The 26,212-nt window shown below is 44.5% G+C and carries 30 protein-coding genes; 7 read left to right on the top strand and 23 right to left on the bottom strand.

Going from position 1 to position 26,212, the window contains the following annotated elements:
• Positions 1 to 10: 10 nt before the first annotated feature.
• From QWZ13_RS17090 to QWZ13_RS17030, 13 genes are all read right to left on the bottom strand, one after another.
• A complete protein-coding gene (locus QWZ13_RS17090) occupies positions 11 to 1,252 on the bottom strand; it encodes a type II secretion system F family protein (protein WP_290282847.1) in 1,242 nt (413 codons plus the stop codon).
• On the bottom strand, positions 1,245 to 3,029 hold the full coding sequence (locus tag QWZ13_RS17085) for a GspE/PulE family protein (RefSeq protein ID WP_290282846.1): 1,785 nt from the start codon (positions 3,027 to 3,029) through the stop codon (positions 1,245 to 1,247). The genes QWZ13_RS17090 and QWZ13_RS17085 overlap by 8 nt, the downstream gene beginning before the upstream one ends.
• Entirely contained in the window at positions 3,026 to 3,865 is an 840-nt protein-coding gene (locus QWZ13_RS17080) for a tetratricopeptide repeat protein (RefSeq protein ID WP_290282845.1), read from the bottom strand. The genes QWZ13_RS17085 and QWZ13_RS17080 overlap by 4 nt, the downstream gene beginning before the upstream one ends.
• Positions 3,866 to 4,948, bottom strand: a complete 1,083-nt coding sequence (locus tag QWZ13_RS17075; RefSeq protein WP_290282844.1) for a tetratricopeptide repeat protein — start codon at positions 4,946 to 4,948, stop codon at positions 3,866 to 3,868. It lies immediately after the preceding gene.
• Complete coding sequence (locus tag QWZ13_RS17070; protein ID WP_215999885.1) at positions 4,945 to 5,847, bottom strand: ExeA family protein; 903 nt, start codon at positions 5,845 to 5,847, stop codon at positions 4,945 to 4,947. The genes QWZ13_RS17075 and QWZ13_RS17070 overlap by 4 nt, the downstream gene beginning before the upstream one ends.
• Before the next feature lies 1 nt (position 5,848).
• Complete coding sequence (gene mshL, locus QWZ13_RS17065; protein WP_290282843.1) at positions 5,849 to 7,423, bottom strand: pilus (MSHA type) biogenesis protein MshL; 1,575 nt, start codon at positions 7,421 to 7,423, stop codon at positions 5,849 to 5,851.
• Positions 7,416 to 7,775 (bottom strand): hypothetical protein, encoded by a 360-nt coding sequence (locus tag QWZ13_RS17060; RefSeq protein WP_290282842.1) that lies wholly within the window; start codon positions 7,773 to 7,775, stop codon positions 7,416 to 7,418. Before QWZ13_RS17060 ends, mshL begins: the two co-directional genes overlap by 8 nt.
• Positions 7,768 to 8,415 (bottom strand): hypothetical protein, encoded by a 648-nt coding sequence (locus QWZ13_RS17055; RefSeq protein WP_290282841.1) that lies wholly within the window; start codon positions 8,413 to 8,415, stop codon positions 7,768 to 7,770. Before QWZ13_RS17055 ends, QWZ13_RS17060 begins: the two co-directional genes overlap by 8 nt.
• Positions 8,415 to 9,029: a PilN domain-containing protein gene (locus QWZ13_RS17050; protein ID WP_290282840.1), complete on the bottom strand. Its 615-nt coding sequence runs from the start codon at positions 9,027 to 9,029 to the stop codon at positions 8,415 to 8,417. The genes QWZ13_RS17055 and QWZ13_RS17050 overlap by 1 nt, the downstream gene beginning before the upstream one ends.
• Complete coding sequence (locus tag QWZ13_RS17045) at positions 9,029 to 9,973, bottom strand: type IV pilus biogenesis protein PilM (RefSeq protein ID WP_290282839.1); 945 nt, start codon at positions 9,971 to 9,973, stop codon at positions 9,029 to 9,031. Before QWZ13_RS17045 ends, QWZ13_RS17050 begins: the two co-directional genes overlap by 1 nt.
• Before the next feature lie 333 nt (positions 9,974 to 10,306).
• The gene (locus tag QWZ13_RS17040; protein ID WP_290282838.1) at positions 10,307 to 10,777 is read right to left on the bottom strand and encodes a tRNA (cytidine(34)-2'-O)-methyltransferase; all 471 of its coding nucleotides are present in this window, start codon (positions 10,775 to 10,777) and stop codon (positions 10,307 to 10,309) included.
• Between the two features lie 82 nt (positions 10,778 to 10,859).
• Entirely contained in the window at positions 10,860 to 12,074 is a 1,215-nt protein-coding gene (locus QWZ13_RS17035) for a UbiH/UbiF/VisC/COQ6 family ubiquinone biosynthesis hydroxylase (protein ID WP_290282837.1), read from the bottom strand.
• 7 nt (positions 12,075 to 12,081) lie between these two features.
• Positions 12,082 to 13,311, bottom strand: a complete 1,230-nt coding sequence (locus QWZ13_RS17030; protein ID WP_290282836.1) for an FAD-dependent monooxygenase — start codon at positions 13,309 to 13,311, stop codon at positions 12,082 to 12,084.
• Between QWZ13_RS17030 and QWZ13_RS17025 the strand changes: the two genes are divergently transcribed.
• Positions 13,304 to 13,429 carry a hypothetical protein gene (locus QWZ13_RS17025; protein ID WP_290282835.1) on the top strand — a complete coding sequence of 42 codons (126 nt, stop codon included), beginning with the start codon at positions 13,304 to 13,306 and terminating at the stop codon, positions 13,427 to 13,429. The genes QWZ13_RS17030 and QWZ13_RS17025 overlap by 8 nt on opposite strands.
• A gap of 18 nt (positions 13,430 to 13,447) precedes the next feature.
• On the top strand, positions 13,448 to 14,722 hold the full coding sequence (gene malE / locus QWZ13_RS17020) for a maltose/maltodextrin ABC transporter substrate-binding protein MalE (RefSeq protein ID WP_290282834.1): 1,275 nt from the start codon (positions 13,448 to 13,450) through the stop codon (positions 14,720 to 14,722).
• A gap of 4 nt (positions 14,723 to 14,726) precedes the next feature.
• Here malE and QWZ13_RS17015 read toward each other — a convergent pair whose 3' ends face one another.
• Positions 14,727 to 15,101 (bottom strand): MmcQ/YjbR family DNA-binding protein, encoded by a 375-nt coding sequence (locus QWZ13_RS17015; protein ID WP_290282833.1) that lies wholly within the window; start codon positions 15,099 to 15,101, stop codon positions 14,727 to 14,729.
• Positions 15,102 to 15,207: 106 nt separating this feature from the next.
• Here QWZ13_RS17015 and QWZ13_RS17010 point away from each other — a divergent pair, with 106 nt between their 5' ends.
• Positions 15,208 to 15,516: a putative signal transducing protein gene (locus tag QWZ13_RS17010; RefSeq protein WP_290282832.1), complete on the top strand. Its 309-nt coding sequence runs from the start codon at positions 15,208 to 15,210 to the stop codon at positions 15,514 to 15,516.
• 12 nt (positions 15,517 to 15,528) lie between these two features.
• Here the strand turns inward: QWZ13_RS17010 and QWZ13_RS17005 are convergent, their stop codons facing one another.
• From QWZ13_RS17005 to QWZ13_RS16985, 5 genes are all read right to left on the bottom strand, one after another.
• Entirely contained in the window at positions 15,529 to 16,212 is a 684-nt protein-coding gene (locus tag QWZ13_RS17005) for a zinc metallopeptidase (RefSeq protein WP_290282831.1), read from the bottom strand.
• A gap of 1 nt (position 16,213) precedes the next feature.
• Complete coding sequence (gene dxs, locus QWZ13_RS17000; RefSeq protein WP_290282830.1) at positions 16,214 to 18,100, bottom strand: 1-deoxy-D-xylulose-5-phosphate synthase; 1,887 nt, start codon at positions 18,098 to 18,100, stop codon at positions 16,214 to 16,216.
• A gap of 110 nt (positions 18,101 to 18,210) precedes the next feature.
• Positions 18,211 to 19,443 (bottom strand): MFS transporter, encoded by a 1,233-nt coding sequence (locus tag QWZ13_RS16995; protein ID WP_290282829.1) that lies wholly within the window; start codon positions 19,441 to 19,443, stop codon positions 18,211 to 18,213.
• Entirely contained in the window at positions 19,443 to 20,324 is an 882-nt protein-coding gene (locus QWZ13_RS16990; RefSeq protein WP_290282828.1) for a polyprenyl synthetase family protein, read from the bottom strand. The genes QWZ13_RS16995 and QWZ13_RS16990 overlap by 1 nt, the downstream gene beginning before the upstream one ends.
• On the bottom strand, positions 20,324 to 20,560 hold the full coding sequence (locus QWZ13_RS16985; RefSeq protein WP_215999901.1) for an exodeoxyribonuclease VII small subunit: 237 nt from the start codon (positions 20,558 to 20,560) through the stop codon (positions 20,324 to 20,326). The genes QWZ13_RS16990 and QWZ13_RS16985 overlap by 1 nt, the downstream gene beginning before the upstream one ends.
• 248 nt (positions 20,561 to 20,808) lie before the next feature.
• Between QWZ13_RS16985 and pomA the strand changes: the two genes are divergently transcribed.
• Positions 20,809 to 21,558: a flagellar motor protein PomA gene (gene pomA, locus QWZ13_RS16980; RefSeq protein WP_215999902.1), complete on the top strand. Its 750-nt coding sequence runs from the start codon at positions 20,809 to 20,811 to the stop codon at positions 21,556 to 21,558.
• Positions 21,559 to 21,567: 9 nt separating this feature from the next.
• Complete coding sequence (locus tag QWZ13_RS16975) at positions 21,568 to 22,518, top strand: MotB family protein (protein WP_290282827.1); 951 nt, start codon at positions 21,568 to 21,570, stop codon at positions 22,516 to 22,518.
• On the opposite strand, the gene QWZ13_RS16970 is transcribed toward QWZ13_RS16975, so the two are convergent.
• From QWZ13_RS16970 to QWZ13_RS16955, 4 genes are all read right to left on the bottom strand, one after another.
• Positions 22,481 to 23,341, bottom strand: coding sequence for a putative RNA methyltransferase (locus QWZ13_RS16970; RefSeq protein ID WP_290282826.1), 861 nt, complete (start codon positions 23,339 to 23,341; stop codon positions 22,481 to 22,483). The genes QWZ13_RS16975 and QWZ13_RS16970 overlap by 38 nt on opposite strands.
• Positions 23,342 to 23,392: 51 nt before the next feature.
• Positions 23,393 to 23,674 carry a hypothetical protein gene (locus QWZ13_RS16965; protein ID WP_290282825.1) on the bottom strand — a complete coding sequence of 94 codons (282 nt, stop codon included), beginning with the start codon at positions 23,672 to 23,674 and terminating at the stop codon, positions 23,393 to 23,395.
• A gap of 203 nt (positions 23,675 to 23,877) precedes the next feature.
• Entirely contained in the window at positions 23,878 to 25,101 is a 1,224-nt protein-coding gene (locus QWZ13_RS16960) for a glycosyltransferase (RefSeq protein WP_290282824.1), read from the bottom strand.
• Between the two features lie 167 nt (positions 25,102 to 25,268).
• Entirely contained in the window at positions 25,269 to 25,451 is a 183-nt protein-coding gene (locus QWZ13_RS16955) for a hypothetical protein (protein ID WP_290282823.1), read from the bottom strand.
• A 45-nt stretch (positions 25,452 to 25,496) separates the two neighbouring features.
• Here QWZ13_RS16955 and QWZ13_RS16950 point away from each other — a divergent pair, with 45 nt between their 5' ends.
• Both QWZ13_RS16950 and QWZ13_RS16945 read left to right on the top strand, forming a co-directional pair.
• The gene (locus tag QWZ13_RS16950; protein ID WP_215999907.1) at positions 25,497 to 25,706 is read left to right on the top strand and encodes a cold-shock protein; all 210 of its coding nucleotides are present in this window, start codon (positions 25,497 to 25,499) and stop codon (positions 25,704 to 25,706) included.
• Between the two features lie 270 nt (positions 25,707 to 25,976).
• Positions 25,977 to 26,192, top strand: a complete 216-nt coding sequence (locus QWZ13_RS16945; protein ID WP_290282822.1) for a hypothetical protein — start codon at positions 25,977 to 25,979, stop codon at positions 26,190 to 26,192.
• Positions 26,193 to 26,212 lie beyond the last annotated feature (20 nt).

Below are 26,212 nucleotides of genomic sequence, written 5' to 3'. Positions count from 1 at the left end.
TAGGGCGTCATTAACCGAACGCTGAGCCCAGCTCCCACATGGGTAAAAAGACACCTAGCGCGAGCACTAAAACCATAAAACCCATAAATACTAACAAGATAGGCTCTAGTGATTCTGCAAGTCGTTTCAGGTCATATTCTACTTCTTGATCGTAAAAATCTGCAATATCCGTTAATAGGTCCGAGACATTACCGGTTTCCTCACCAACGGCGATCATTTGTAAGATCAGTGAGTTGAATAACCCACTAGAAGAGGCTGTAGATAACAACGATTCGCCACGCTCAATACCATTGAGCATGCCTTCAATACCTTGCCCAATATATTCATTACCCACCGTGCGCGAAGACACTTTCAGAGCTTGCAATAATGGCACACCTGAGCTCAGCATCATGGCTAAGGGTCGTGCGAATCGACCCAACGCAATACGTTCAAATACGCCACCTAGAATTGGGATTTTTAACACCAACTCATCCCATTTTAATAAGCCTTCTGGGGTGCGTTTCCAGCGGATAAAGGCGATGACACTGGCAATAGAAACAAAGACAATGAGCCACCAATAATTAATCATAAAGTTACTGGTTGAGATCAATACAATGGTTGGCAAGGGCAGGTCGGCACCGAGTTTTTCAAAAATACTGCTAAAAGCCGGCACGACCATGACATTGATAATCACTAAGCCGATGATCATGGCGATGGTAACAATCATAGGGTAGCGTGTGGCCGATTTGATTTTCTTCCGAGTGTCCTTTTCTAACTCAAGGTGACTGATCAGTTGTGAAAATGCGGTGTCTAATCGACCGGTAGATTCTCCCATAGCAATCATCGATACAAACAAGTCGCCAAAAATATCTGGGTGTGCTCTAAAAGCGTTTGATAGCGTAGAGCCTTGCGTTAAGGTTCTCGAAATATCGCGCAAGATATCGCCAAGTACTTCAGAACGCGAGGCATCGGCTAGACCATTAATTGCTCGAATCAAAGGAATGCCTGATCGCGTGAGTGCATACATTTGTCGGCTGAACATAATGAGTTCGTCGATGCCAACTTTCTTTTTGCCAAAAAAATCACCAATGGCATCGGCCGCGGAATTCTTTTCCTTATCTTTGTTCTTACTGCCTTTTGCCGGCTCAATGATCGTTGGAATAATGCTTTGTCGCTTTAACGAGGTCAACACCGCCGACTTGGAGTTGCCTTCGACAACACCTTTGACCGGATCTCCATTTGCACTGCGACCTTGATAATAAAAGCTAGGCATCTTTTTCTTCCGCGGTTACTTTTTCTATAGAAGCATCGTGAGCCGTTTCAAAGTCATCTAGATCGACTGAGATTCTAAACACTTCTTCTAAATCGGTGATGCCTTGTTCGGCATACTCTAAAGCAAGTTCTTCCATGGGTTTAAAGCTGGTGTTGCGTTTGGCAGCTTGAATAAAGTCGTTATGATTTTGATCGCGCAACGCAACAAGCATATCATCATCTAACTCGAGCCATTCGTATACACCAATACGGCCTTTGTAGCCTGTATTGTTACATTGATAGCAGCCTTCACCTTTAAAGAACTCAGAGGTCTGGAAACGACCGCCAGCCATATTGTGTAACCAGAGTTTTGCTCGCGTGTCTGGTTCATGCGGTGCTTTACAATCTTGGCAAACTTTTCGAATGAGTCGTTGAGCCAGTACGCCCCGCAAGGCGCTCGCCACCATGTATGGTTCTACACCCATATCGGCCAACCGAATCGCACTGGAAACAGCGTCGTTGGTGTGCAGAGTACTCATCACCATATGACCGGTCATCGCAGCGCGCACGCCAATAGAGACTGTTTCTTGGTCTCGCATCTCGCCGACCAGAATAATATCTGGATCTTGTCGTAACGCCGTTCGTAACACGCTTGCGAAGGTAAGGTTAATTTTCGGGTTTACCTGAACCTGGTTAATTCGGCTGAGGCGATATTCAATAGGGTCTTCAGCCGTAATGATTTTTCGTTTAGGTGTATTCAACTTTGAAAGCGCTGAATATAAGGTTGTGGTTTTACCACTGCCCGTCGGCCCGGTAACTAATATGAGACCATGAGGGCGTTCGATCATAACCTCAAAGCGTTCACGAATATCTTTAGGTAGGCCCAGTTCGGTTAAGTTTAGAATACCGGCAGACTGATCTAATAATCGCATTACCACCGACTCACCAAATTGTACCGGCATCGTAGAAATACGAACATCTACGGAGCGCCCTTTAACCCCGACATTGAATCGACCGTCTTGAGGTAAGCGTTTTTCAGAAATATCTAAATTAGACATAATTTTTAAACGCATCACTAAAGCTGAAGCCACGCGTTTTTCCTTGACGACCTGCTCTTGCAATACACCGTCAATACGCATCCGAATTCGGAAGACTGTTTCATCGGGTTCAATGTGAATGTCAGACGCTTCTACTGATATCGCATCTTCTAATACACTTTGCAGCAGTCGAACGACGGGAGCGTCTTGTAAGTCACTTTCATCGGCAAGATCAGCAATGTCAAAATCACTTTGCGACAGCTCACCTTCCAATTGCCCCGCCAAAGATTCAATTTCGCTGGTGTTTCGGTACACCACATCGAGCGTGGCCAATAATTCTGATTCTCGTACAATGGCCGTTGCAACGTCTTCTTTTAGTGCTTTCTCAACTTCATCGATGGCGACCAGATCGAGAGGGTCAGCCATACCAAGTAGGTATTTACCGTCTTTTTTACTGAGCAATAAACAGCGGAAGCGGCGTGCAATATTTTCATCGAGCTTTTGCATGAGGTCGTTATTGAGTTGGTATTGACGCAGCTCAATGAATGGAATTTTTAAGTGACCCGATAAAGTAAGCAGCAATTGCTGTTCTTGAATCAAACCCATGTCAACTAAAACACGGCCAACTTTTTTACCCGTAATCTTTTGCTCTTGCAGCGCCAAGTTTAATTGACCATTAGTGATGGCACCGGCCTCAACGAGTAAATCGCCAAGACGAATCCGTTTTCTTGGGCTGGGATCCGTAGGGGTTAGTGTGGTCATTTACGGCTTAGCTCCTCTAAACGCGATTGAGCGTAATCCCTTTGCTTGGGGTCTTTACCAATCGCTAAATATATTTTGTAATTTTCAATGGCTTCTTGAGTACATTGGCTTTCTTCTTGCGCTCGTGCGAGCATAAAATACCAAGAAGATTTCACTTTATCTTTTTGTAACAAACGCTGATATCTTGCTGTTGCTAGCAAATGCTTGCCTAAAATTTGTTCTGCAATAGAAAGCAGCTCTAGCGTTAGTGTATCGCTTTGATTCTTATCTAAATTTCGACGGGCCCAACCTAATATTAAATCAGCATGACCCGTTGCTAAGTATAGCCAACACAAGCATTGCATAGCGGCGAGCGAATTTTCAAAACTCTCAATGGTTTCTAAGAGGATGACTTCAGCCTCAGCAGGGTCTCCGTGTTTTGCCATGTCTAATGCGAGTAATACGGCTTGTTTTTCATCGCTAGAATTAAAGTGTAGATCACTAGAATTTGGCGTTGGGATTTCAATAGGTAACTTCCCGTTGGTGATATCAACTTCTAGATTTACCGTAAGGTCATCACCAGCCAGTTTTGGATCGTGTTTTAATGGTGTTTGGGATCGCGTTTTTTCACGTTCAGTCGCGATTCGATCGACAAAGTTCTGTCCTTTTGGCACTAGGCCTTTTGTGATAAACAGCGTCATAATGTCGTTATATTTTAGAAGGCCACTTTTAATGATAAGCGCTCGGTACTGAGCCACCGTAGCGTCTTCAGGTAGCTGAGCGTACAGCATGTCTAGTTGATTGGTATCTACTTTTGCATGCTCAGATAAAATGGCGTGTAGGGCATCTGCTTTCATTTAAGATCCCCCTAATGATTGAAGTCTTTGCTGAGCAAATTGCACCAGCTGAGGATCTTCATAATTAAAATTGTTAATGAAGGCTTTATATAGCCCTACCGCGCGTGAAACTTGCCCGCTGTTTTCCGTATTGACAGCCCACATAATTAACCATCGGCCACTGTCGGGTTCACGATTAAACAATTCAGAAAACTGCTCGGCAGCAAGAACAAAGCGCTGTGTTTTTTCGTAAATGACGCCCTTTAAAGCAAGCGCTTCACTTGAGCTAATCTCGTTCAATAAGGCTTCTGCTGGGCGGTAAAGATTATTAGAAATGTATATTCGAGCCAGCCATACTCTGGGAGCTTCGTCTTTCGGAGAAGCGCCTATCCACTGCTTTAATACCGCTTCGGCGTATTCGATTTCGCCGTTTGCAATGTGCGCTTCAACTTTAGACTGCCAATGTTGAGCGCTGGCGGTGACAACATCAGTAATTTGCGCTTTTGGTTCTGACGGCTGAGCCTGCGTTATGGATTGGGTTGGTTTAGAGGCAGGCGTCGTATTTAATTCTGTTGTGTTTTGCGTTGTTTGTACCGCCGATTTTATGGGCTGGGTTTCAATTTCTGATTGAGTGATTGGTTTAACGTCGGTATTGGCTTCGGAGTTTAAGGTTGCCGAAGTATTAGGCTCCGTAGTCGGTAGTTCTTTAGACGCTGCAGTTGTTGCCTCAGTATCTGATGCTGGGGTTGTGGCATTCTCTATTGATTCGTCAGGCGCTTCGAGCACAGCAGTAGGCTCTGCCGTTTCTAATTGGGTTAACACCAGAACATTATCGTTAGTGCCGTTGGGCGTTACTTCAGGAGTGGATATCTCGGAGGCGACACCTTGAGTTTCTGTTCCTTGCTCATCTTCTGACAACGGCCAAAAAAGCACCACCGGGACCAGCAACAAAAATAGTGCCGCTAACACCCAATAGATAAGGGTTTTAGAATCGCGCGGTTTAGGCGCAGCGTTGTTCGATGCCAGTGGGTTATAGTGTGCATCGGTCAGTGGCTCAGCAGGGCTGTGTTCCGCCTTTTGAAGCGCTTGATGGATAGCACTCATACTAATCTCCACACTAAGGCGGCGAGTAACACGATAAATGCCGTGCCGGCTAAAATTGGCGCGGTGGATACTTTACGTTGCTCTTTTACATCGGCGGCGAGCATAACATGAGCAATTTCAACAAACTTCTTTTGCTCAGCATAAGCGGCCATCATCGATTTATGCGCCAAAACATTAATCATCCTTGGAATGCCTTGCGCTACTTTATGTAGCTTTTTAATCGCCGCGTCTGAAAACAGTTCATGGCCATTGTAGCCACATTGCTGTAGTCGGAATTGAATGTATTGACGTGTTTCTTTTGCATCGAGCGGGGTTAAATAATGCCCAAAACTGATCCGCTGTTTTAGTTGACGAAACCTATCTTGATTTAAAAGATCATCCAATTCCGTTTGGCCAAATAAAATGATCTGAACCAGTTTTCGTTCTTCGGTTTCTAAATTGCTAATAAGCCGTAATGCTTCAAGTGTCGCAGGGGGAAGCGATTGAGATTCATCGACGACGATGACCACACTTTTATTTTCTGTAGCTAATGACAGTACTCGTTCATTAATGTGTTGTAGCAAAGCATCGTCATTTCGCTTTTCTGAAGCGTCTAACCCTAACTCTTGACCGACAGCTCGATACAAACCAACGGGTGAAAGCATTGGGTTAGGAATATAGACGGTATGGAAACGATGATTGCTGGAAGCTTGAGCGTCTAGAAATCTCAGTAACTTTCGGCACAAAATAGTCTTGCCGGTGCCGACATCCCCAATGACTTTTAGAAAACCTTCGCCACTGGCAAGCACGTGCGCCATTAGCTCAAAACACTGCTCATGGCTGGGCAGGTTTACAAACAAACCCGTATCAGGCGTTAAGCTGAACGGCTGTTTGGTGAGTCCAAAGTGGCGCTGATACATACTATTGAATTCTTCCTAGCACATCATCGATGTCGTCTAAGCTGGTGTACTGATCGTAAACAGTAGGCTTGAGTAAAATAACCAACTCACTCTTACGCGTTGTACGTCGCTCTTGGTTAAACAAATACTTAATGATTGGCACTTTGGCTAAAAATGGAATGCCGGTATTGCCATTATCTTGTTTTTGTTGCAATAAGCCGCCTATTACAACAATTTGGCCGCTTTGCGCACGAATGATGCTGTCAGATTCGCGGATATTTGAGTAAGCCAAAGGCAGCGAGTAACTTTGGTCGCCCACGTTAATCACTTTAGTGCGCTCTACAACTTCCGTTACCGAAGGTCTTACGTGCAAAGTCACGCTGTCATCGTTTGAAATTTGAGGGGTAACATCAAGCGCAATACCCGAGAATATTTTCTCAAGGGTAAAGGGTGCGCTGTTCGTTGTGCCAGAGCTCGAATCTGAATTACTCACGTTTTGAGTAGCACTGGTCGCAAAATAATCATCGACCCCCACTTTGATGACCGCCTTTTGGTTATTGATGGTCGACACTCTAGGGCTAGACAAAACTTGAACATCACCTTGGTGATCTAACAGCTGAAGCATTGAGGTAAAGTTATTAATACCCAAGCTAATGTTAAATACTCCGCCTGCTTCGCTAATGCTTGGAACGGTTCCGCCATCTAAAGATAGTGTGCCATTCGCATTGCCACTGGCTAAGTCATTATCAAAAATACTCCAATTGATGCCCGATTTAAACTCGTTATCGAGAGTGACTTCTACAATTTTGGCTTCAATGATCACCTGCTTTTGCAAGGTCAACTCAGCGTCGGCCAAGAATCGTTGAATGGCGTTATGCTCAACAGAGGAGGCGCGCACAACTAACAAGCCTGTTTGAGGGTTTATGATTACGTTTGAGTCATCTTCACTGCTTTGGATAAAACCTTGAAGAGATTCTTGCAAACTTCCCCAAAAACTGTCGCTAGAACCTTCGCTGTTAAGGTTAGAGACGTTGCCAGTGGTGGTTTTTACGCTATTGCTGCTGTCGTCTTCGCCGCTGCCAATATTTGTATTCGATTCACCCGTACGTTTTACATTTAGGTAGTTAAGTTTATAAACGCGCGTTGATATTTGGTTCGGAATAACACGGTAACCGTAGCTTGTGCGTTCAAAGTCAAAGCCGTAACTGTCGCGTAGCGCGGAAAGTGTTTGTTTTAGAGTCACACCTCGTAAAGACAAGCTGATGTTGCCGGTGATGCGCGGGTCTAACAGTAGATTTACATTTTGGCTTTTGCCTAAATCCGCAAAGAAAGCCGCTGCAGGTCTATTGTTGGCTTCAATATCAATGCGAGTGACTTTGGGCGCTTGGTCGACCGCTAATAAATCATCCGTCAAGGTCAGTGGTGAAGCCACGTTCCCCGTTGCATCATTGGGCTGAGCCACCGCGTTTTGTCGTTCCGCCGCAAGTGCGGCCCTAGCACTAAAGCCCGTATCAGCCTCTTGACTAGGGTTTCCTGCACAGGCCGCGAAAACGGTCACTGTCAGTGCGTATATGCTGGTAGAGAGTATCTTATTCACTCGGGGAATCCTCTGTTGACGGAACAATTTTAAAACTGCCCGGAGTCTTTAAGTAAAGAGTTCGAGTTGTGCTGCCTTGAGCTAGTACAACAAATTCGGCTTCTATCTGCGTCACTTTAAATCCACTGATTTGGTCATTTAAGGTGAGCGTTTTATTGTTAATGGTCGCGAACCGTAAATCGCCGGTAATGGCGATATCGCTCAAAGAAAACGATGCCGGTTTAGCCTTTCTAACGACCGTGCTCGTATTTTGTTTAGGAGCGGAGTAATTATCAGGACGCATTGGATTCGCGTGCGTTGGCAAGCTTAAGGCTGTGCACAGAAGAAAAACGGTGGCCATTAATTTATACATTTAACCATTCCTCCTGGCGACTTAACGTATGCACTTGCAATTTAAATTCTAGCTGCGGGAACGATTGAGTATCGATGATGAGGTCATCCCAAAATAATTCTTCAGGTAGCGCTTCTATGGTTTCTAAATAGCTAACAAAGGCTTCGAATTCTCCTGTTAACGTAATCTCTATCGTGTGCTGGTAAAAAATCGTATCAATATCTGTGCTGGCCTGAAGTTTAACCACGGGCAGCACATGAAAACGTTGCAACGTTAGGTTACTTTGCTTATTGAGAATTTGCCGGATAACCGATGCCATGCGTTCTGGCGTAATGAGTAAACTGGCGATTTTATCGATGCGGGTATCAAGCTTTTCAATCGACTCTTCAAGCTTTTGGTTACTGTTTTGTAGGGCGACAATACGCGGATTATTTGCAGCAGATTCTAAATCGGCCAACTCTTTCTGGTAGGTCTCAGTTTCTTCTTTATATTGCTTAGTCGCGTTAATGACGGAATCGTGATTGTCTAAACCCGTGAGCATTAAATAGCCCTGGGCCAATAAGGTTCCTGAGGCAAATACAATCGCTAACAACATGTAACGTTCACGGATGTTGAGCCGGTCGAGACCTAACCTGAGTTTATAGACATTTTTGGAAAACATTAACGTACCTCCGCCATATCTATTTGTTTGTCGTTAGACAAACTGAAGCGCCACAAACCGCGCTGATTAGCTTCTTTTTGTACGCTGAGCTGTTGAATAGAAATGCCCTTAAATTCAGAGTTACCTAACTGAGCAATGTATTCGGGGATTAATTCAGGCGTTTGAGCATAGCCTGTTAAGCTGAAAGATCGTTGACCGTTACGAAGATGAATAGTCTCTAGCCAAAGGCCATTGACGTCATAGTCTGATAATTGCTTCAAGGGCGAGGTAAAACCTTCAATTGAATTTTCAAGTTGATCGGCTAAATCTTGTAACGTGGTTCGCCTTAGGTTTAGGTCGGCTGTTAAGGACACGTTAAGTTGTTCAAGCTGTTCTTCATTAAACATTTCAGGGTGCAACGATTGGTAAGAAACCAGTGCTTGCTGTTGATTGCTCGCGCTATTTTTCCAAATCATTTGTTCAGCAGTTAATTCAGCACGCGTGTTGTAGGCTGATAAAACCCATAGCACGGCGCAAATAAGTGAAGCCAAAAATACCCAAATAAAAACCGGTAATTGCACAGGGCCGTACCCTGGCAATAAATCGGCAGAGACAAGGTTAACTTGTTTGGTCATTACACAGTCTCCCTAAATGCTGTGCCCGCAAGTGCTAGCATCTGGTTTGGGTCTATGAGCTCATCTGCTGAAGTAAATTGCATAAAATCAGACAAGGTAATGGGCGAAAATCGCATGCCAAGTTTATGTGCTAATTTAGTCGACAGTTCGGCATGCTCTGGTAAACACAGCAAATGCACCTCAGCAATGGAGCCCAAACCTAATTGCGATTCGTAGTAATCAAATGAGCGTCGCATCTCCAATACAAGCGTTTCCAGTTGAATATCATCTTGAGCGTCGTCAGATTGAGTGATCTCCAGCTCATCTTCTTGAATCGTATTTTCGGTGATCAAGGTAGATAGGCCGGAATCAAAGGTTCGAGACAACACCATTTCACCGGAAAAATTTAAAACTAAGCGGCCACGTGCGTTTTCTAAATGGAATAATCCGGTTTCGCTGTAATTTTGTAAATGAACTGTTAAATTGCGCAATTGCGTGTGCTCTACATCGATGACATCAATGCGAATGCCTTTTTGAATGAGAGCCATGGACCATTCTCGCAAAGGCTTTTTTTGCGTGGCAATAATAAAGGCCATTTTCATGCGGCCTCGGTAAGCCTCATCCGGTAATTGAATGACGTCGAGGGCGGCTTCTTCGATATCGTAATGAATTAAGTCGGCGGCTTTAAATTCTATAGCCGATTCAATTTCATCCTCAGGAACCTCAGGAACATCAGATAACAATAACTGGTAAAGGGAGTCGGCTAATAAAAGATTGATGTTGCCCTTGAGATGTTTTTTTACCCAATCGACATGTGCGGCCGGATGAAGTAGCGGATCTTCAACCGCTTGATGCGCGACAATATGAACGCTGGGCAACTTCCCTAAACTCGCTTGCGTACGAAAAACCGTCATACTTTGTGAGGTTAAATAGAGCCATTGCGCCGTGGCTGATTTGTTTACCATTCTTTTTAGCATTGTTTTTGTTTACCCTGCGAGCTAACTGTTTTTCGCATATTTCATGTAGTTTAGCAATATATTCGGTTAACTGCCTGAGTTTAAAGCCTTTTTATGGGCATAAATCACGAGTTTTTTAACAAAAACCTCTTCTTTTAGCACTATAAGTAATAAAAAGGTGACGTTTTATGCAGATACCAAATTAGAATGTTCTAACACAAAGGCTAGGCTCTGAGTGAGGAAAGCGCAAATGGTTTCGAACCACTGTTCTAGCAGCCAGAGACAGTGGTTAATTAAACGAGAGGAAGGCAATCAGCTTGAGACGAATTTACCGCTTAGCGATTAAAATTGAATAGCATCTATATAGTCGAGTTGTCGCCATGCTTCATACGAGATAATAGCTACCGCGTTAGATAAATTTAGGCTACGGTTTGATTCACGCATAGGAATTTTTATTCGGTGTTCCGGCGCGATGCTGTCCATCACATCAGGGTGTAAACCGTGTGTTTCTGCGCCAAAAAGTAAAACGTCATCTTCTCGGTATTGAACATCGCTATGAAAGCGCGTGCCCTTGGTGGTGCAAGCAATTATCCGTTTCTCGCCCATGGCCTCTTTAAAGGCGTTGTAATTTGGGTGAATGGTTACGTTGGCTAAATCATGGTAATCCAGCCCAGCGCGTCGAACCTTTTTTTCATCCAGAGAAAACCCAAGTGGCTCGATCAAATGCAATTTACAACCGTTATTGGCAACCAATCGAATAATATTGCCCGTATTAGGCGCGATTTGAGGTTCAAACAAAGCAATTTCAAACATGATTGATGTCTACGTTATGGAATGGCGCGCATGGTATCGCAAAATGAGGCATTTAGGGTAGAAAGCCAAGTTAATTCTACCGCTAATTGGTCCCAATATCGCCCAGAGCTGCCAAGATTAACGGTCTTTTGGCTAGTGAGTGCTTATTGAGTAAATTCATACCCGCATTACGAGCTAAGACAGAAAAAGGATGCTGAGTGTCAAAACCGCGTTTCAAGGCTTCCATTAAAGCTGCAACGGCCCAATTATGTGATTTTCGTGTACGTTGATAGCGCCGCAATACGAAGGGGTGTGTTAGGTCGATCTGTTTTTGCTTTGCTCTTGTGAGCTCCTGAGCTAAGGCCGCCGCGTCTAAAAAGCCGAGGTTTACACCCAAGCCTGCAAGCGGGTGAATAGTGTGGGCCGCATCGCCAACGATAGCGACTCGATCTTTGAATACCGTTTTTGCCTGTTGAGCTTTCAGTGGAAATGAAAAACGAGTGTCTATGGCGTCGATTTCCCCAAGTTTATGTTCAAAGGCTTGATTCAGTGCATTTCGAAATTCGCCATCGGATAGCGCCAAAAGTGTTTCAGCCTGCGGGGTTTTTACTGACCAAACAATGCTGCTTTTATTTTGACCGTCAAGTTCATCACTTAAGGGCAAAAATGCCAACGGACCGGAGTCTAAAAAGACCTGTTGAGCGCAATGATCATGGTAGTGCTGGTGTGTAACCGTAGTCACGATTGCGGTGTGTTGATAATCCCAATCATAGGTTTCAATTTCCGCTAATTGACGAATAGGTGAGTACTTACCTTCAGCGCCTACCACTAATGAGGCGCTGAGTTGTTCTTGGCTAGATAGGATAACGTTCGCGCGTTCCTTGTTTTGTTCAAGGCCAGTTACCTGCTTCGATAAAAACAAATCAATGGACTGGTGCTGGTAAATACCTTGCCACAAGGCATCAATTATGAGGTTGTTTTCGATTATATGCCCCAGGTGGCTGGCTTGAACTTCATCGGCATTAAAATTTAATGCAGCACTGCCAAGTCCATCCCATACATGCATTTTATTGTATCCACACATGCGCTGTCTTGGCAGGGTTTGCCAAACCCCAATCGATCGTAAAAATCGTTCACTGGCATGATTAATAGCACTGACTCGAGGCGAAAACTGCCCTGATTCTAATGTTAGAGGCTGTGGCGCATTTTTCTCGATTAAAGCAATTTTGAACCCTTTTTGCGCGCAAGCTAATGCAAGTGAAAGTCCAACCAGACCTGCGCCTGAAATGATGATGTCGTGTGAGTTTGTATGCGTCATCGAAACCTCAAATTAAGCCCGGAGCCTGTTGTAATAATCCCATGCCTGCCAAAGCGAACGATTGGCTCAATAGCGGGTGGCGATCGAGGCTATTTAACCCTAAGCCGCGACCCACTTGAATAGCGGGTTGGGGTGAACCAAATAAAGAAATAAGACGATTCGAAAATAATGCGGTTGTCTTTTGGTCTTTCTGCAATTCAGACGCTAAGCACTGGCACTGTTCGAAACTTGGCATGGCTTGATTATGCCGGTAAGCGTTGTTCAGGGTTTGGGCGCTGCGCATCATTCCACGAATGGCCAAATTGAACCCCTGGCCTGCAACGGGATGCAAGGTGGCTGCCGCATTTCCGAGCGCTAAAAACCCGTGACTGATAGAGACCGGTAATTGCTTTTCAACCAGCGGGTAGTCTTGCCAATCGCTTATGTCTTCGATTAACCCTAAGCGCTGACCGACCTGCTCATTTAGCCATGCCAGCGATTGTGATTTATCGAACTGGGATATCTTTTCGTAGCGATCATTCGGTATGGTCCAGACTAAGGCGCTGTAATCGCCAAAAGGCAATAAAGCAATAGGCCCTTGTTGTGTGAATCGTTCATAGGCCGTACCTGCGTGCGGTTTTTTTGCTTTAATAATGGCAATGCGAGCGTGGGCTTGAAAATTTGTGATGGTTTCTTGTAAGCCCAGTTGATGGTGTAGTCCAGAACGACCGCCATCACACAGCAGAACGAATTGACTGTGAATCTTATCTTCATTGCTGAGCGATAACGTGTGTCCACGAGCGTCGGGCTTAATGGTAGACACCCGTTGGTTGAAACGGTACTCAATATTCAGCGATTTAGCTTTTTGCCAAAGCAGAAGGCCTAAGGTTTTGTTCGCAATAACCGCACCGAATTGATCTAAGCCTTGCTCAGTTGCTTCCATTAAATGGTAACCTGCATGTCCTCGATCGGAGACCTCGATGGCTTTAATAGGGCTGCTGTGTTGATCTAGAGTAGAGATGCCTAAAGCGGCTAATGCGTTAAAACTGTATTTCGAAAGAGCCGTTGCTCGATCATCAAAACTTGGTGAGGCTAAATCGGTATCGGAGGGTTCTGGCGCGGGATCAATCAATGTGATTTTAGCGTTTAATTCGAGCATAGGCCGCAGTGCAAGGGCCATAGTCAGGCCTACCATTCCTCCACCTACAATAACTAACTCGTACTTTTCCATTTTCCAACTTTCCGTTTCAGTGGGCATTGCTACACTTGATTCTCAACGATGGGGCATTTGCGCATTTTTGTGTTGCAGAGCGGCCAGTATAAACCGTTTTCATAGAGAAATCAGGCGGCGCTCCTCTAAATTACAGAACTATTGATCTGGATCGGAGAAGTATATGAATCCTAATAAAACAATAAAAATGAGTGCCATTGGCCTCTTGTTGGCCATGCTAATTCCAGCCGCGCAAGCTTTTAAAGACAACACCTTAGTAGTTTGGATAAACAATGATAAGGGAATAGCCGGGCTGGCAAAGCTTGCCGAGCAGTTTCAGCAAGCCACGGGTATGGATGTTAAAATTGAATCGCAAGACGATTGGCCTGAAGGTCATGGCGACCCAGCCAACCGTTACAACCGTGTAGCTGCAACGGCTGAAGGACCGGATATCATTATTTGGCCACACGATCGTTTTGGTAATTGGATTAATGAAGGCTATTTAGAGCCCGTGCAGCCTTCTGTTGAGCTGTTTAATACCATTGATGATTTTGCTTGGAATGCGGTAACGGTTGGGGATGCCATATACGGTTACCCCATTGCCATGGAAGCCATTTCTCTTATTTATAATAAAGACCTTATTTCTGAACCACCAAAAAGCTGGGATGAAGTCATCGCCCTAGACAAGCAACTTCGTAAGCAAGGCAAGCGCGCTATTATGTGGCCAACCACCAATGTTTACTTCACTTGGCCGTTAGTCACCTCGGCTGGTGGTTTTTCATTTAAAAAAGTAAATCAGGCGTATCAATTAACCGAAGTCGGTGTTGATAATCGCGGTGCAGTGAAAGGTTTATCGTTGCTTCAAAAGTTGGTTAAAGAAGGCGTAATCGAAGAAGGCGATGGAAGCGACTGGGGCGCAATGATGACCGGCTTTAAGGAAGGAAATATTGCCATGAATATTAATGGCCCTTGGGTTTGGAATGAGTTGAAGGCTGCGAATATGAATTTTGGTTTAGCTAAATTTCCGCGAGTTGACGACAGTGCTGGATTAGGGCGACCTTTTGTTGGATTCTTATCTGCGGCCATCAACAGTTCGTCGCCAAACACCGAAATGGCGAAGAAATTTTTGGAAGAGTACGTTGTGACCTATAATGGCGTTAAAACCATTGATGCAGATAGACCGATCGGTGCGGCCGCGAATAAGCAATTTATGTCCGAACTAAAAGCGGATGTGCTCATTGCGCATACCTATATTATGGCCGCTACTGGTGAAACCATGCCAGACATTCCAGAAATGAAACGTTTTTGGAGTTCGATGGAATTTGCGTTGGCTGAAATTGTAAATAACAACGCTCCTGTCAAAACAACGATAGAATCAGTGGGTACTCGATTACGAAAATTAGATAAAATGAAAATGTGGTCACGTAAACACTATTTGACTTCAAATTCGAGTAACTAAGGCGTTAATTATCGCCTAAATACTTAATACGAGTTTTTTTAGGCAACGATTGCACCACCAAGTTGTACGAATCAGCGATCCAACCTGCGATTAATGATTCGTCCAACCCTTGATCTAAATACACCGTATTCCAATGCTTTTTGTTCATATGGTAACCAGGTATTACAGCCTCAAAGCTTTCTCTGATAATTAACGCTTCTTGTGGATCGCACTTTAGATTTAACGCTAAACCTTGTTTTCGCTTCATTAACAGTGCAAACATTTTCCCCTCAACTTTAAACACTAAAGCCTCTGGTCCAAATGGGGTGTCTTCGCTAGCCCCTTGTTTTGTTAAGCAGTGTGATCGCCACTGATCATGTAATTCACCGATTGAGACCATGGTTAGTCCTTAAGTTGGAATTCAGCGATTGATTGAGCAATTTAGTGGACAGGTTAACTCGAATCATCCTTAATGAGTAATAGTATTAATCGGCCAAGGCGCTCGAATGACAAAAATTTATACACATCCGAATTTATATCAAGTAGTCAACATTCAAAACCTGTTAGATTTAAAGCTCATTAGGACGAGTGTTCGTAATGAGTTTGCCTCAGGCGGTTCAGGGGAGTTAGCCCCTCAGGATGTCTGGCCAGAACTCTGGTTAGAAGACGAACGAGATCTAGGGTTGGCGCAAAATATTCTTGCTGAAATTGCCGCAAATGAACAAGACGATTGGTATTGCGGGCAGTGTGGTGAAAGCAATGCCGGCTCATTTGATTTTTGTTGGGATTGTGAAGCACCGAGAAAAAAGATTTAGTTTTTGTGCCCTTCAGCGCTTAAGTAAACGAATCCAGCGACCAAAATTAAGCACGCCAATCATGGCTTGGCTGACATAGGTTAGAGCGCACGCTAAGAGTATTTTCCGAACGGTACTGTAGTCACGCTGATCAACATAGTCACCCTGTTGCAGAATTGGCAGCGCGCGCCCAAAGGAAGCATCAAATTCAACGGGCAGCGTAACTAAATGGATGATAGCTGAAAAAAACATAGAGCCAATGACAAATATTAAAACAATCCGAGCAAAGACCGCTAAGCCCGGAATCATCGATAAAAATGGAATCATCAGCAATGCAATACTGGCCGCATTTTGTACGTAATAGGCTTGTTTTGCCATTGCAGTTCGAGTTAATAGTGGGCGATACGCTTTATGATGTTGCAAGGCATGCCCGAATTCATGCGCCGCCGTTGCAATGGCCGTTAGGCTTTTACCTTGGTAAACCGACTCTGTGAGCCGAATGGTTTTGCTGGTGGGGTCATAGTGATCGCCTTTTTCGGTAGTTTCCAAAGAAACGTCCGTCAGTTCAAAGCGTTTAATTAAATGATTCGCGAGCTCAGACCCTGTGCCAGGTAAATCTTTGCGCTCGCGACTGTGTTTTTTCAACACTCGCTTCACCCAGATGTTAGGGCCAATTAATAGAGCTAGAAGCGCTATAATCGCGAGCACAATCACCATGTTATTGCCCTAGTCGCGCTTCAATGGCCGCTTGAATTCCCGACGAGTCTAGCCCCACTTGCGCCAACATAACCTCTGGTTTGGCGTGATTAGTGTATTCATCGGGCAGCCCTAATTGCAATATATTTGCAGGAGCACCACTGGCAAGTAGAGCTTCAGCGACAGCCGACCCTGCGCCGCCCATAATGGCATTTTCTTCAACGGTAACGAGTAAATCGTGAGATTGAGCCGCCTTTATAATAGCTTCTTTATCTATCGGTTTTACAAAACGCATGTTTATTAAAGTGGCATCCAGCGCATCGGCGACTGCTTTACAAGGCTCTACGCGACTGCCAAAGGCCAAAATAGCAACTTTTTTACCGGAACGTAGCAACTCCGATTGGCCAATGGTTAATGGCTCTAGTGTTGCTGTGACTTCAACGCCAGGGCCTTTGCCTCTTGGGTATCTGACGGCGGCAGGGCCTTCGTATAAAAAGCCAGTGGACAACATTTGACGACATTCTTGTTCATCTTTAGGGGCCATCACGATCAAGTTGGGAATACAGCGTAAATAACTAAAATCGTAACTGCCCGAATGTGTCGGGCCATCTTCACCGACAAAACCCGCGCGATCGATAGCAAACAAAACGTCTAAATTTTGAATGGCCACATCGTGTATCAATTGATCGTAGCCACGTTGTAAGAAGGTTGAATAAATCGCTACCACGGGTTTAAACCCCTCACAGGCTAAACCCGCCGCAAAAGTAACGGCGTGCTGCTCTGCAATAGCAACATCAAAGTATCGCTGCGGGTATAGCTGTGAAAATTTGATGAGATCAGAACCTTCACGCATAGCCGGTGTAATACCTGTTAACTGTGCGTTGTTAGCGGCCATATCGCACAACCATTGACCGAAAACATTTGAGTAACTCGGTTTCGCGACTGGTTTTATCTCGGGTGCGTTGCTGACTTGAGATTCAATTTTAGTAATAGCGTGGTATTTAATGGGCTCGTTTTCAGCCGGCAAAAACCCTTTACCTTTTTGGCTGGCAATGTGTAAAAACTGTGGGCCGTTGAACGTTTTAATGTTGCTGAGCGTGTTCACTAGCTCTATTACATCGTGCCCATCAACGGGGCCGACGTAGTTAAAGCCTAATTCTTCAAATAGTGTTCCTGGGGCTACCATGCCTTTCATGTGTTCTTCGGCTTTACGGGCAAACTCCAGCATAGGCGGCACATTTTTGAGCACTTTTTTGCTGTTTTCACGCAAATGCGAATAGGTTTTTGACGAAAAAACCCGAGAAAAGGCCTTGTTTAAAGCGCCAACGTTTTCTGAGATTGACATGTCATTGTCGTTTAATACGACCAGTAAATTAGCGCCATCATGCCCAGCGTGATTTAAGGCCTCAAAGGCTAAGCCAGCGGTAATGGCACCATCTCCAATGACCGCAACGGCTTGTTGGGGGTTGCCTTGTAATCTATTCGCAATGGCCATGCCTAACGCGGCAGAAATAGAGGTGCTCGAATGGCCTACACCAAAGCGGTCGTATGGGCTTTCTTCACGATGTGGAAATGCGTGTAATCCGCGCTCTTGGCGAATGGTCGGCAGTTTATCTCTGCGCCCAGTAATAATTTTGTGCGGATAAGCCTGATGACCCACATCCCAGACTAAATTTTGCTCAGGAGTATCGTAAACATAGTGCAATGCGACCGTTAGCTCGACAACGCCAAGCCCCGCACCAAAATGACCGCCAGATTGGCCAACACTGAAAAGTAAGTACTCACGCAGTTCATCAGCGTATTGCGGTAACTGAGACAGTGGGAGCTTCTTAAGGTCGGCCGGGGAGTCAACGCGATCTAGTAATGGCGTTCGGGGACGCGTTTTTGGAATATGGTCAAAAACCTTCATTTAATACCCTGATAATACTGAATCACCTCTCTAGTACCAGAGAGGGTAAGAAGGGGCCTAGTGTACAGAATATTGTTGTAAAAAGGCAGTAACTCAACACATAGAAACCGTCACTGCTGCACTTCGGGTGCATTCTGATGTTGGGCCATCTTTTTCTTGTGGCCCTGCAAAAGCACGCCGCATAGTAAGGTGAGTGCAGCCATAAACATAAAGGTGACGGTAAAATTTGAAATTTCGGTGACCCAGCCCATTAGAAAAGCACCCATTGCAGGCCCTGCAATGGCAATCGTTAACCATAAACTCATGACTCTTCCACGGGTGTTCTCATCGGTTTGTATTTGCAAAATTATTTGGCTTCCGGTGCCAAATAAAGTCATCAGTAAGCTGATCATGCCAACGCAGAAAGATATAAACGCGAGCGAACGCGTTAGAAGTAGCGCAATAATAAACACTAGCGAAAAACCAAGAGATAAAAGTAGTATATTTTTGAGGCGGGCGAGTTCGTTGCGTTGTCGAGACATGAAAATGCCACCAATAATGGATCCGATGCCCGCACAGGCAATCAGCGTCGCTAAATCAGCAGCAGAACCCGATGATAAAGTACCAGAAAATGCGGGTAATAATTCCATCAAAGTTCGACCGGTAAAGCTATTGATGAAGGTCAATAAAATTAAAATACGAATAAAAGGTGATTGCCAGCTGATGTTAACGCCCACCATAAACTCTTGATACCAGGGCAAGGCTTCTGGTTTGTTCTCGGGTTGTTTAAACGAAGGCAGGCGCAAATTTATGACCGCGGCCAAAGCAAACGCCATTGTGCATACCCAAAGTAAAGCCATCTCAGAAGATATAGACAACAGCCAAGCTGAAAAAGCCGGTGCAATAACTCGTGAGCTGTTGAATAAAATGGCGCCGTAGCCTACCGCACTAGACAAACGATTTTTACCGACTAACTTTGGCAAAATTGTTAATCGCAGTGGAGAGCCTGCGGAAGCCACGATGCCAAACACGACAATGATGGTCATTAGCAAGGGTAGAGAAGGCGGTTGAAACTTTAAAATAATAGCCGTAAGGGCGGTGATAACTCCCTGCGCAAACTGCCAGCTCACAATCCCTTTTTTGAGATTAATTCGATCGGAAATAACACCAAAAATTGGTGTCACAATTAAAGAGGGTAATAATAAACCTGCGCTGGCAACTCCAACCCAAAAGGCCGACTTTGTGTACTCCCAAACCATCCATGCGTAAAGAAAACGTGTCATCCAAATGGCCATGGTGCCAAAAATAGCGGCCATGAAATAGACACGAAACTCTGGAACGGTAAGGGCGGATGATTTCTTCACTAATGGTCTCTGTATAAAATATAATCAGCAAGCTGCCACAGCAGACTTGTTTCATTTAACCCCATGTCGGTTAACGCACTGAGTGCTCGTTGATGCTGAAAATGCGCTTGTTGTTTCGCGCCGCTTAACCCCAATAGAGTTACATAGGTTGTTTTTTGTGCCTCGGCATCGCTGCCTTGAGGTTTGCCAAGCACTTCGGTGGTGCTGGTAACATCCAGAACATCATCCGTTATTTGAAACGCCAAGCCAATGGCATCGCCGTAGACTTCCAGTTGTTGTAAAACTGAATCTGTAACGTCTTCTTTGCACAGTGCACCGATAGCTAATGACGCTTGAATGAGCGCGCCGGTTTTTAAGCGGTGTATATGCTGTAGTTGTTCTAACGTAATGGAGGTTTCCTCAGCCAGTATATCCAGCATTTGGCCACCTACCATTCCCTGGCCACCGGAGGCTTTTGTTAAGGCTGTTAGCATTCGCCGAACTTGTTGGTCATTAAATTCAGTTGCCTGCGCAATTTGCAAGAACGCCTCGGTTTGCAACGCATCGCCGGCTAAAATGGCCGTAGCTTCATCAAAGGCTTTATGGTTGGTTGGTTTGCCTCGGCGCAAATCGTCGTTGTCCATAGCAGGCAAATCGTCGTGAATTAAACTGTAAACGTGCACCATTTCTATTGCGCTGGCGGGAATCAGCCAATGCTGATTCGATTGCCCGCATGCTAATGCTGCGGCACGAACCAATGCGGGTCTCAAGCGTTTGCCACCATCGAGCAACGAATAATGAATGGCGTTTTTTAATTGTTCTGAAGGCGAATGTTGAAACGAATGTTGCAGGTGGGTTTCAAAGCGCGAACGAGTGTCGGATAAATATTCGTCGAGTTTCATTAGGCCTCTTGATCGTCAAGGTCTTGCAAAGATTCTAGGCCGTTTTTATCGACTAATACTTGTACCTTTTGCTGGGCATCGGCTAACGTTTTTTGACATTGGTTGGTCAGTTTGACACCCGATTCAAATGCCTTCATTGCGTCATCTAGGCTGAGCTCGCCCGACTCAAGTTGTTCAACAATGTTCTCTAAAGCCGTTAAATCGTCTTCGAATGAGTTTTTAGTTGGATTCGCCATTGAAATACCTCTAGCATCGGCACTTTTAAAGTGAAACTTGCAAATTTAGGGTTAATTTTCAGAAATCTCGGCCGATAGAGCCTTTGAAGACCAGAGTTTAAACTATTAGGTCGATGAGTGAAATGCGGTTCGCCTTTTCTGTTCAGGGTTCTGGCTACCGAGTTTTATTTTTACTGCTAAGCTTTAACTAATTCTTTTTATTCCCTCTTTATTTATTTGAAGAGGTTTACAGTACAGCGAGGTATTTCGTGGATATAGCTATGATTGTCGGGCTCATTGGGGCTCTCGCCATGATCATCATGTCCATGCTTTTGGGCGGAAGTCTAGGCATATTTATTAACATTCCATCGGTGCTTATTGTATTTGGTGGGTCGACCTTTGTGGCCATGTCGAAATTCACCCTTGAGCAGTTTTTAGGCGTCGGGAAGGTGGTCGGAAAGGCCTTTTCATTTTCAATTGTTAAGCCAGAAGACTTAATTGGAGAAATCGTTGAGCTTGCCGATGGCGCTCGTAAAGGTGGTTTATTGTCTTTAGAGGGCAAAGAAACCAGCAGTGACTTTTTATCAAAAGGGATTCAGTTGCTGGTAGACGGCCATGACCCTGAAGTCGTAAAAACGTTATTAAACAAAGATATGAAAATGACCTCAGATCGGCATGCCGACGGGGCAAAATTTTTCAGTGCCATGGCCGATGTAGGCCCTGCAATGGGTATGATCGGTACGTTGATCGGGTTGGTTGCGATGTTGGCCAACATGGACGATCCAAAAACCATTGGCCCTGCTATGGCGGTTGCCTTGTTAACTACACTTTATGGTTCGTTCTTAGCCACCGTTATCTGTATTCCAATTGCCGATAAACTGGGTGTGCGTTCTAAGCAAGAAGAAACGATTCAAAAAATGGCGATCGATGGCTTATTGGCCATTCAAGCTGGTCAAAACCCTCGTATTATTGAATCAATGTTGAAAAGTTATCTGCCATCTAATTTGCGTGGCGAATAAGGGATAGGAATGGAAGAAGAAGACGATTGCCCCGAATGCATTGAAGGTCTCCCTGCATGGATGGGTACATTTTCAGACTTAATGGCACTGTTAATGTGCTTTTTCGTGCTGCTGTTGTCTTTCTCTGAGATGGATGCCCTAAAGTTTAAACGTTTAGCGGGTTCTTTGCGCAATGCCTTTGGTGTGCAAGCCGAGGTGAATGTGATGGATATTCCAAAAGGGACTAGCATAATCGCGAAAGAATTTAGCCCCGGTACGCCGAATCCGACGCCGTTAAATTCTGTTCGTCAAGATACCGTGGATGATCTTAAAGACTCGTTGGAAATTCTTTGCCAAGATACCGTGACCATGCAAGAAACCGCGCAGGGTGAGGAAGGCAAGTTGTCTCGCGATATCGCCGTTCCAGAAAACGCGACGTCTGAAGAGGTTCAAGAGCGGGCCGAGCAATTTGCAGAAGCCTTGGCAAAAGAAGTCGCTGAAGGCGCGCTGCAAATAGAAACCATAAACGAAACCATTATTATTCGAATTAAAGAACAGAGCTTCAGTGGCGGCTCGGATTATGTTGCTGATGATTTCTTACCTGTTCTGGATAAAATCCGAGTGCTTTTGGTGACTACTCCTGGAAAGTTATTTGTAGAAGGTCATACGGACAACATTCCGATCAGTACGGCGCGGTTTAGAAATAACTGGTTGCTCAGTGCGGCCCGAGCCTTGGCTGTGGCAGAGTACCTATTTATCGCGCCTGAGATGAGCGAAGACCGTTTCACTATTGTTGGGCATGGGTCGACCAAGCCGTTGGCTTCAAATGATACACCAGAAGGACGGTTGCAAAATCGCCGCGTCGAAATATTAGTGAAGCAAGTGAATGAAAACTTCGATGGTACGCCTTCTCCTAGCCCAGAAGATGTTGACCCAGGCGACCCTAGCTTATTTGGTCTTGACTCTGATGAGATTTTCTAAAGTGATACAATTTAAAACAAGCTGTGTCAGTCAACGAGGCTACTTCTGATAACTGACGCCTTTTGTCTATCGGTAATCGATGGGCATGAGGTGTCATTCCAAGCAAGTCAAATATCGCTTCGTTAGTGGTTAAATTAAGTGGAACGGTGATACGCTGCTCACTGACTAATTCGAAGCCGTTGTTAAAGTATTCTAAATGTTTAGACGTGTCATACGGCCTCACTTTATCATAGATGATCTTACGTAAGCCCATTAAATGGTCGCTGTCAGGTACGACCATAAGTACCGAGCCATTGTTTTTTAATACGCGATGAAATGGCACCGCATCAACACGTGAAAAGATGCTAACAATGGCATCAAAACTGTTTGATCCATAGGGTGGGTGTGCGCTTGATGCAACACTCCAGTGAATCTCTTTAAAGCGACTCGCCGCCTGAATGGCCGGTTTAGAAATATCGAGCCCGTAAACCATAAAGTCAGGGTTAGATTGCGCAATTATTTGCGTGTAATACCCTTCGCCGCACCCAGCATCCCAGATGGTTGCTGACTCAGGCAGCAATTGCTGAGCCTGCTCTGCCACAAAGTCAGCCAAGGGTTGATAGTGATTGGCGGCTAAAAAGCGACGCCGACTTTCCACCATATCAGCATCATCACCCGGTGCTTTACTGTTCTTTTTATGGGCGAGTAGTAAGTTTAAATAGCCTTTTTTGTGTACATCGAAAGTATGATTGTTTTCACAGATGAATTGTCTGAGGCTAGGGTTTAGGGGTTGTTCACAGACGGGGCACTGATAGTGTTGTGCAGTCTTTAGGTTATTTGACATTGTTTGGTCGGCGCTGAATTTTCGCCATGATGCCGTTATGCGCTATGAGGGTCAATTCCCGCGGCGATTATTTTCACCGACGGCCGCAGCGACGGTTTCCGGGGTGGCGTACTCTAATGTGTTCGGCATACGTTTATAGCCATAAAGGGCTTCAACGGTTTTATCCAGCAACGCTAGGTATTTCTGGTCGACATCGTTGACAGGGCGGTTTCGCTGAGCGCTCAGTGCAGCGGCCTTAGCATGCTTGATGACCATAAAGGCTGTGTGGCCTTGATCTTTTAGCACTAATGCCAGACGACGTTTCTCCCAGTCGGATAAACCATCTATGAACATGTACGCGAACCCTTACTTGTTGCGAGTGATTATCAAAGAACAATAAGCTGACATTACCGTTTTGCGATGCATTTCACACCTTTTGATGCAAAAAAGGTTGCCTTTTTGAGTGATACGTCTAAAAATTTTTCCTTTTCGTCAATAATGTGACTAAATTGTGATCAGATCTAGAGTGTCTAGTGTCATTTTGGGCAGTGCGAAAATCAATCAGGTTTATTCTTGGCTTCTATCCAGCGACTCATATATTTCATGGCACCTAATTGGTTTTGCCACATGAGTTGTTGCCAAAAATCTTGGCTTCGATGGATTGCTACGTTCGTGAGGGCATTCTCGAGGGTTGATGTGAAAGCACCTATCTGATTTTCTTTTAAAAAATCCTTTGCAATACGCTGATAGCCATCTGATTGAAGTTCTTGCCATTGGCCTTCGTTTAAGTAGTAATGAGCGACCTGTTTCGCAAATAGCTCAGGCTTATCTGAAAGTTCGTATATATTGGGTTGGTCGCCCAGCATTGATTCAGCCCCAATCGGGGTTGTCAGAGTCGGTGTGCCGGTAAGCCAGCCTTCTAAAATTTTTCCCTTTTGCCCTGCACCAAAACGTAATGGGGCTAGATTTAAGCGGTACTGTTCTACGGTTTTTAAAGAACTCTCAGTGCGGCCCTTAACAAAAAAGCCTACCTTTGGTGCATTTAACTGGTTCATCGCATGATCGGCATAAGCGCCAAAAACATGCATCTCAGTGCCTTTCGGTAATGACGGTCGAATAGCTGGCCAAAGGGCTTCTCGCAGCCAACGTGTGGCGTCTCTATTCGGCTCGTGCTTGAAGCCGCCAATCATGACTAGGTGTTGTCTGTCTTTAAACCTAATTTGGCTAGGTTTGGGTAGTTTAGAAACAAGGAAAGGTAAATATAAACATTTAAAACTTGGTATATTGAACTCGGTTTTTAGAATGTCTATTTCGGCCTTTGAAATCATCAGCGTAAAGTCGCAGCGACTGATGGCTGATATTTCTCTTACGGCCGTTTCGTTAAACAAATTAATGGCTTTGTTATGTTTGAAAGCCTTTTCACGTGCTATGCGTAAACAATGTAAGTCACTGGTATCGAGCAAGGTTAAGGCATTGGGTACTTGCTCTCTAACACGCCAACCAAACTGTTCTTCCATGACAAATCGATCATAGATGACGAGTGCGGGTTGCAACTTAGCGACCCATTGATCGAATGATGAACAGTTAACGTCAATGGCATGAGTGACATAACCCAGCTGATCAAAATCGGCTTGGAAGGGTGTTGCTTCTGCGGTACAAGCAATGTGTATTGAAAAACCCATTTCTTCGATAATCTGCAATACATCTAGTGTTCTTCGACCGGCCGCTGTCGAGTTAGGCTCGGGCCAGTTTTTGGCAATGAATAAGGCCTTTTTTGTCATGTTATAACATTTCTTTATAATGGAGTTGAATGGCGATTTTGTTTTAAATTTACGGTTAAAGCAGTGTAATAGAGTCTGTTGCTAATTACTTGTTTTGAAAGTAAATATAAATCGAAACTATCATTTTAATGCTTTATTTTTATCGGCATTCTTTAACTGAGATTAGATCATTTTCGCATTTGTTGGCCAGATGGTTTAGTTGACGACCAGAATATGTTCACTATAATGAATGTCGCTAGAACGTAAGTCTTATTACCGCATTTCGAACATAGGCGTATGGCTCCATTTTCGTCCTGTTGTATATAAGTAGATGTACTTTTCTGGCTCGACCGTCTTGTGCGTTGAGGCAACTCTACTCAAAGGCGTTTTATACTTTTATATAATAGGAAAACAGCATGTCTGATTCAGTAACTGGCACTGTAAAGTGGTTTAACGAAACTAAAGGTTTTGGATTCATCGAACAAGAAAATGGCCCTGATGTGTTCGCACATTTCAGCGCGATCTCTGGTTCTGGTTTCAAAACATTGGCCGAAGGTCAAAAAGTTCAGTTTACCATTACTCAAGGTCAGAAAGGCCCTCAAGCTGAGAACATCGAAGCTATCTAATATGTTCGTTGTTCACTGAACGTATAGAAGCAGATCTAACGATCTGCTTTTTTTTGCGCTTTAAAAAGTAGGAGCGTTCAAAGCAAAGCGAAGCCGCGAAATATTTAAAATGTTCTGACCTAACCCGCAGCCCGCAGCCCGCAGCCTAAAACTGTGTTCCCAACATTACCGATATTTCAAATTAAAAGCATAAATACAGGGCGTTAAATTTTTATTTCTATAGAATAGAACATTCATTTAATTGAGTAAGTTAGGGAGTTGAGCATGGGCATGCTAATTGGAGCTGTTGCAATTGTTGTAGGACCCATTCTAGGGTTGATTTTATCAAGTTTCTTACGATCCAGTTACCGAAAGAAAAAGCAACGATTTAACAAGCCAGAAAGCATTTTAGTTAAGGTGTTTATTACACTAGGCTCAGTTGTTGGTGCTACTATTGTAAGCTTTTTAGTAATTGCCGACTACGCCCTTGAATCTTTTGCAGGATAATTAGAAGCGTGGCTTTAGAG

Origin of the sequence: Reinekea marina (genome assembly GCF_030409715.1) — a bacterium.
GTDB classification, from domain to species: domain Bacteria; phylum Pseudomonadota; class Gammaproteobacteria; order Pseudomonadales; family Natronospirillaceae; genus Reinekea; species Reinekea marina.
The sequence above is the reverse complement of the archived record's forward strand: the minus strand, read 5'-3'. Positions and strand labels throughout refer to the sequence as shown.